Origin of the sequence: Xenorhabdus sp. SGI240 (genome assembly GCF_040081915.1) — a bacterium.
GTDB classification, from domain to species: Bacteria; Pseudomonadota; Gammaproteobacteria; order Enterobacterales; family Enterobacteriaceae; genus Xenorhabdus; species Xenorhabdus bakwenae.
The window spans coordinates 21,534-28,318 of record NZ_JBEBMB010000005.1 but is presented as its reverse complement, the minus strand read 5'-3'; the positions used below and the strand labels follow the sequence as shown (position 1 = coordinate 28,318).

Annotated in this window: 9 protein-coding genes; 1 reads left to right on the top strand and 8 read right to left on the bottom strand. The window is 42.2% G+C overall.

The genetic code is table 11. The annotated features are described in order from the left end of the window. Nucleotides 1–332: 332 nt before the first annotated feature. The 3 genes from tadA to ABLA76_RS02075 all read right to left on the bottom strand — a co-directional run bounded on the left by tadA (nt 333) and on the right by ABLA76_RS02075 (nt 2,570). The gene (gene tadA / locus ABLA76_RS02085; RefSeq protein WP_348986683.1) at nt 333–842 is read right to left on the bottom strand and encodes a tRNA adenosine(34) deaminase TadA; all 510 of its coding nucleotides are present in this window, start codon (nt 840–842) and stop codon (nt 333–335) included. 88 nt (nt 843–930) lie between these two features. Then, on the bottom strand, nt 931–1,752 hold the full coding sequence (locus tag ABLA76_RS02080; protein ID WP_348986682.1) for a DNA-3-methyladenine glycosylase 2 family protein: 822 nt from the start codon (nt 1,750–1,752) through the stop codon (nt 931–933). A gap of 170 nt (nt 1,753–1,922) precedes the next feature. Further along, a complete protein-coding gene (locus ABLA76_RS02075) occupies nt 1,923–2,570 on the bottom strand; it encodes a hypothetical protein (RefSeq protein ID WP_348986681.1) in 648 nt (215 codons plus the stop codon). A 250-nt stretch (nt 2,571–2,820) separates the two neighbouring features. Here ABLA76_RS02075 and ABLA76_RS02070 point away from each other — a divergent pair, with 250 nt between their 5' ends. Then, the gene (locus ABLA76_RS02070) at nt 2,821–3,081 is read left to right on the top strand and encodes a YfhL family 4Fe-4S dicluster ferredoxin (protein ID WP_348986680.1); all 261 of its coding nucleotides are present in this window, start codon (nt 2,821–2,823) and stop codon (nt 3,079–3,081) included. 2 nt (nt 3,082–3,083) lie between these two features. On the opposite strand, the gene acpS is transcribed toward ABLA76_RS02070, so the two are convergent. The 5 genes from acpS to rnc form a co-directional block, all read right to left on the bottom strand. Then, entirely contained in the window at nt 3,084–3,464 is a 381-nt protein-coding gene (gene acpS, locus ABLA76_RS02065) for a holo-ACP synthase (protein ID WP_047768492.1), read from the bottom strand. Then, a complete protein-coding gene (gene pdxJ / locus ABLA76_RS02060) occupies nt 3,464–4,195 on the bottom strand; it encodes a pyridoxine 5'-phosphate synthase (RefSeq protein ID WP_348986679.1) in 732 nt (243 codons plus the stop codon). Before pdxJ ends, acpS begins: the two co-directional genes overlap by 1 nt. A 68-nt stretch (nt 4,196–4,263) precedes the next feature. After that, nucleotides 4,264–5,001: a DNA repair protein RecO gene (recO, locus tag ABLA76_RS02055; RefSeq protein ID WP_047768496.1), complete on the bottom strand. Its 738-nt coding sequence runs from the start codon at nt 4,999–5,001 to the stop codon at nt 4,264–4,266. 9 nt (nt 5,002–5,010) lie between these two features. Beyond that, complete coding sequence (gene era / locus ABLA76_RS02050) at nt 5,011–5,916, bottom strand: GTPase Era (protein ID WP_285811529.1); 906 nt, start codon at nt 5,914–5,916, stop codon at nt 5,011–5,013. Beyond that, on the bottom strand, nt 5,913–6,593 hold the full coding sequence (gene rnc, locus ABLA76_RS02045) for a ribonuclease III (protein ID WP_047768501.1): 681 nt from the start codon (nt 6,591–6,593) through the stop codon (nt 5,913–5,915). Before rnc ends, era begins: the two co-directional genes overlap by 4 nt. Nucleotides 6,594–6,785 lie beyond the last annotated feature (192 nt).

The following is a 6,785-nucleotide window of genomic DNA, read 5'->3' as shown; positions in this document are numbered from 1 at the left end:
CGTTATAAAGGAGCGGCTATGTCATTTCAACTCATCATAAAAGTCGAGCATCGCGTTAATATAGAAACAGTATTTTATTAAATTTTTTATTTATCCCTATCATTGGGTATTCCATAATCAGTAAACCCCAATGATGGCATACTGAAGAAAAACTTTATAGTAAAAAACGCTAAGCCTTCTATTAGTCGTCAATTCAAGATTTAAGACGCTTAAAATAATATTTTTGCTTTAGAGATGATATTAATACAGTTCCTCTCTTTCTTGAAAAAGTCAATGGTCTGTGACTCAGCCATCGCTAGCTGAGCCTGTAGCTACTAATTAACCATAACTGACTATGCCATGTCCTGTTGTTGAGCTTTCAATTTTTTCAATGCCTTATGCTGCTCCCTGCGTTGTTTAAAAAAAGCACTCAACATAGTGGAGCACTCTTCCGCCAGCACCCCACCGGTAATGTCAATCTGGTGATTCATGCCCGGGTGGCGCAAGATATCAATCAGTGAACCCGCTGCTCCCGTTTTCATATCGCTGGCACCATAAACTAACCGTTGTATCCGGCTGTGTACTATCGCACCTGCGCACATGACACAAGGCTCTAAAGTGACATACAGTGTCGTATTTAACAGACGATAATTCTGCAATTGCCTCCCGCCCCGCCGTAACGCAATAATTTCTGCATGAGCGGTAGGATCATGGTCAGTGATTGGATGGTTAAATCCCTCAGCAACCACTTTATTATCGGCCACCAATACAGCACCGACCGGAATTTCCCCCTTTGCCTGTGCTTGCATGGCTAAACCTATCGCCCGACGCATCCAATATTCATCACTAAAATTTTCTGTCACTGCCCATTCTCTTACTTATGAAAATTCCGCCTATTATACCCAATCACCTCAATCTGCCGGTTCAATCTGAATCTCAGTTGGAGTGGTATTAATATCCACTACTGGATTGCTGTTGCCATAAGTGCGCGCCCACCAACGCCTTCCAGGGAGAAAAATCTGCCAACCATTTTTCCGCCTGTTCCGCACTGACTTTGTCTTCCTGGTTGAGCAAATATTGGAGATTACGCCTGACGGCAACATCGCCATGTAGTGAACCATCCAGGTAACTGAATCCTCGTAATAATGCATAATTAACTGTCCACATGCCAATGCCCTTGATAGCAAGTAAGCTATCCGCCAACCGTTTCACGCCATTTTCTCCTTCTGGAATATTGAGTTCCAATAACCCAGAGTCAATAAGTTGACAAACATGCAATAAAGCATTGGCTTTACCCACAGAAAAACCACACTGACGGAGATCATGCTGCGAATATTGCATCACCTGCTTATAATTTGGGAAACACAGTAACCCAGAAGAGTGCTGACGCCCCACCGCCTGAATAAAACGCCGCCTGATGGATATTGCTGCGCTTAAACTAATTTGTTGACCGATAATCGCCCAACTCAGCGCTTCAAAAGGTGTCGCGGATTGATAAATGCGCAAGCCTGTTTGTCTGTTAACCAATTCGCCAATAACGGGATGATCATGATATATAGATTCGAATACCTCAACCGGTTGTTTCAAACCAAGCATATGGGAGACTAGCGTCAATAACGCTTCACGTTGTGAAGGACAATCTTTATCACCATCAATATCAAGCTCTATTTTTGCCCTATTCTTTTCCATTGTGATGGTCAAAAGGGCCGGATTTTCATACCAAATAATCCCTTTTTTAATTTGATTATGTTGTACGATCTCAGAAATACCCATTTCATCCCTCTGATGAAAGGCCAAAAAATCGCTCGTGTGATAATTATTGGGTAATATAACTTCCGTTAAACAGCTTGATTTCATTGGGTAGCTCCAGAAGACACGCGAAATGAATATCACTATCTAACAGACTTTACGTTTAGATACAATGACAATTCAACCCATACCGTCTATAAAGAAACATCATCGATTTTATATTTAATTAATTCCTTATTTAATTTTCGGATTTGATATTTTGATGGGCTTAACATCAATAAATAGACACCAATCCCCATCAGTAAAATCATACTTAATATGACAAAAAAGAAATCTAAAGCATTGCTGATGGTATTACTCAACGCATCAACTTTGAATAAAAATGCTACCAATACAACGAATGCCAATGTGAAAAAATACGTTGAAAATACTCTTTCAAAACAATAAGTAAAATAATAATAAGGACCAATATTAACTTGCACCACGCCAGAATTTGATACAGTGTATGCTTTCAACTTTTTAAGAATATCCATATATTCCTGGCTCAACCCATCTTGTTTCAGTTTAATAAATAGTTTTCTAAATTTATCAGATTTTATCTTTGTAACATCAAACATTATTTCAGATGCAATTTGATGTTTAATATATTCTTTACTCAAATTATCTAAATAAACATTATATTCATTGAGATATTTGATATACTTTATGGCCTTTCTCTCTCTAAACACACACACATCGGCATAAAGCTTCTTTAATACAGACAGAACAATACCAATAAAAGTCCCGATAGATCCCAAAACTTTCACAATATCATTGCCATGTTTTACGATGTATTCAAGCATGTTTTTACTCTAATGAATTGAAAACATACTTAAGTATATACCATGATAAATGTACTAGACTGCTTTCTGATGTGTTAATATCTGCCCCAGATAGCTTTTCTTTGCACAATGCATTTAGTTGTAACCATGTTTTTGTAAAATGTATTTTTTGTAAATATATTGTATGAACTAACAAAGGATGGTCTGGAGCAACAAATCAGGAAGAATTAAGTCTGCAATTTAAAAGACTTAATTGATGTAAGAGGTTGAAATGGCACTATTAATTACCAAACGCTGTATCAATTGTGATATGTGTGAACCCGAATGCCCTAATCAGGCCATCACAATGGGTGCAGAGATCTACGAAATTGAACCTGAACACTGTACCGAGTGTATCGGGCACTACGAAAAGCCAACTTGCCAATCTGTCTGCCCGATTACGAACACCATTATTCTTGACCCTAATCATCAGGAAACTGAAGAGCAGTTATGGGATAAGTTTGTGCTTCTACATCATGCTGATAAGATCTGAATTTAATTTTCCAATATCACCGTCGCACAGGCATAACGCCGTTCATCTGCGAGTGTGACATGCATCGATTTTACCCGCAGTTTGTTAGCCAGCACTGCGGCCTCTCCATGAAGTTTCAAAGTGGGTTTTCCCAGTGGATCATTAGTCACTTCAAATTGATTAAAGGCCAGTCCATTGCGGATACCTGTTCCAAACGCTTTAGCTGCCGCTTCCTTGACAGCAAACCGTTTTGCCAGGAAGCGGACAGGCTGATTATGCTGTTGATATTGCTGCCATTCCCTGTCACTCAGAATTCGCCTTGCCAGACGTTCGCCTGAACGCCCGACAATTTCTTCAATGCGGGATATTTCAACAATATCTGTGCCTAATCCAAGAATGGCCATTAACGGCGAGCTTCCCGTAATAAAGTTTTCATATCCATAACAGCCGCAGACAGGCCACTGAATACAGCACGACCAATAATGGCATGTCCTATATTCAATTCATAAATTTCAGGTAAGGCGGCAATACGCTGCACATTGTGGTAGGTCAAGCCGTGGCCTGCATTGACTTTAAGCCCTTTAGCGGCTGCGTAAGTTGCAGCTTCTTTGATACGCTGAAATTCTTTTTCCTGCTGTACCTCATTCCCTGCATCTGCATACGCACCCGTGTGAATTTCAATAAATGGCGCTCCAACTTCGACAGCAGCATCAATTTGTTGGTGATCCGCATCAATGAACAAAGACACTAAAATCCCCGCTTCTGATAAAGTCTTAACCGCCGCAGCAATGTGCGCTTTTTGTCCAGACACAGCCAATCCCCCTTCGGTTGTGACCTCTTGACGCTTTTCAGGGACTAAACAACAGAAAGAAGGTTTGATTTGGCAAGCAATCTCCACCATCTCATCTGTGACCGCCATTTCAAGGTTCATACGGGTTTGGATTGTATTTTTTAATAATTGGACATCTCTGTCAGTAATATGGCGGCGATCTTCACGTAGGTGAACGGTTATACCATCTGCACCCGCTTGCTCTGCAACAAATGCAGCCTGAACGGGATCAGGGTATTGTGTCCCACGGGCATTACGCAAGGTTGCAATGTGATCAATGTTGATACCTAACAATACCTCAGCCATTTTTAGCTCCTGCAATAATATAAGATTTAATAAAGTCTACACTCTTCATCATGAAAAAGTGGCTTACTTTAGTTTTCATTTTTCTTGTTGGGGTTATCCGTTTTTTTACGTACGAATTGACGAAACAGCTCACGGCTTTTTAACGGTTTCCCCCCCAGATAAGGTTTCAAGGCAATGCGAGTAAAACGCTTCGCTGCTTTCAAGGTTACCTGATCGGGAAATTCACGACTTGCCAATGCCTTGAGTTCATAACCGGTAAAACAGTAATGATCCACAACCAAACTGGCGATAAACCCTTTTTCTTCACGATAACGGTATGTCATGGTATCCGATACCGGTTCACCACTGCCCGCACAGTGAAGATAATCTATCCCGTATCCCATATTGGTGAGTAGCGCTAATTCAAAACGACGCAATGCACATTCTGGTGTGTATTCACTCGCTGCAAGCGCTTGTAAACATTGGAGGTAATCAAAAAAAAGTGCGGGATATGCCGTTCCGTGCTCAAGGAGTCGGGATAAGAGTTCATTCACATACAAACCGCTGTAGAGCACACTTCCCGTTAAGGGGAGAGCCAATGAGACAGGCTCTGCATCTCTTAATGTCTTGATTTCACCCCGCCCACTCCAACGAATAAGCAGCGGGGTGAAAGGTTGCAAGCAACCTTTAAGGTTGGAGCGACGGCTGCGTGCCCCTTTCGCTAAAACACGTACCCGCCCTTCATTTTCAGTAAAAAAATCCAGCAATAAACTGGTTTCACTGTAAGGGCGCCCATGAAGCACAAAGGCTCTCTGCCAGCCGTCCACACATCAGCCTTATAAGTCGTCGATGTAACCGAGGCTACGCAGCGCTCGTTCATCATCAGCCCAACCCGCTTTCACTTTCACCCACAATTCCAGGTGGATTTTCATATCAAACAGCTTTTCCATATCTTGACGGGCTTCTATGCCAATCTTCTTGATTTTGCTTCCTTTATTACCAATCACCATTTTCTTCTGGCCATCGCGCTCTACCAGAATCAAACCGTGGATGGTGTAACCGCCACGTTCATTGGTAACAAATTGCTCAATTTCCACTGTCACGGAATAGGGGAGTTCCTCACCCAAAAAACGCATCAGTTTTTCACGGATGATTTCTGACGCCATAAAACGCTGTGAGCGATCAGTAATGTAATCCTCAGGGAAGTGATGATCCGCCTGGGGCATATGATCACGCACCAGGTTGGCAATGGTATCAACATTCATGCCTTTTTCAGCGCTAATCGGCACAACATCGATAAAATTCATCTGTTGGCTAAGAAAACCGATATGTGGCAGAAGAAGGGTTTTATCCGTCACATTGTCCACTTTATTGATAGCCAGTAAGACGGGACAACGCAAATGACGTAACTTATTCACCACCATTTCATCATCAGGTGTCCAATGCGTACCTTCTACAACAAAAATAACCAGTTCGACATCACCAATGGAGCTGCTCGCCGCACGGTTCATCAGGCGGTTGATCGCCCGCTTTTCTTCAATATGCAGACCCGGTGTATCAACATAGATGGTTTGATAAGCCCCTTCCGTATGGATCCCCATGATGCGATGCCGCGTTGTTTGAGGTTTACGGGAAGTGATGGATACTTTTTGGCCCAATAATTGATTCAATAACGTTGACTTACCAACATTAGGCCGACCGACTATTGCAACGAATCCGCAATAGTTTTTTTCTTCGCTCATTCAAGCTCCAGTTGTTTTAATGCTTGTTCCGCAGCCGCCTGTTCTGCCTTGCGGCGACTGGAACCGACTCCTCTGACAGGTTGTTCAAATCCACTGACCTGACAGTGAATTGTAAATTCCTGATCGTGTGCTTCCCCACGAACCTGAACAACCAGATATGTAGGCAACGGCAGATGGCGCCCTTGCAAATATTCTTGTAAACGTGTTTTAGGATCTTTTTGCTTATCGCCCGGGCTAATTTCATTCAAACGGGTTTCATACCAATTCAGGATAATCTTTTCGACTGTCTGAATATCGCTATCAAGAAAAGTAGCACCAATCAAAGCTTCAATGCTATCCGCTAAAATGGATTCGCGACGATGTCCTCCACTCTTTAACTCACCCGGTCCCAAACGCAGGCATTCACCTAACTCAAACTCTCTGGCTAGCTCCGCCAGAGTATTACCACGCACCAATGTTGCCCGCATGCGACTCATGTCCCCTTCATCAACACGGGGAAAACGATGGTAAAGGGCATTAGCAATGACAAAACTCAGGATTGAGTCACCAAGAAATTCCAAACGTTCATTATGCTTACTGCTGGCACTGCGGTGAGTCAACGCTTGAAGCAACAAATCGTGCTGTTTAAAGCTATATCCTAGCTTATGTTGTAACCGGCTCGTTATTATGGGGTTCATGTGCTACCAATTCAGTTAGAATTCATCAAATAAAAGCACACGCAACAGACCTGTGAGGCGATACCCATTCACAATTTATCTTGGGAACATTTTTTGCGATATGCCTTACAAAACTGTTGCGTTTGCACTGGTTCCCGAAGTATTCATCCTCTTCAGGAACCAGTCATCTCGTTTGAAAGAATATTCTACACT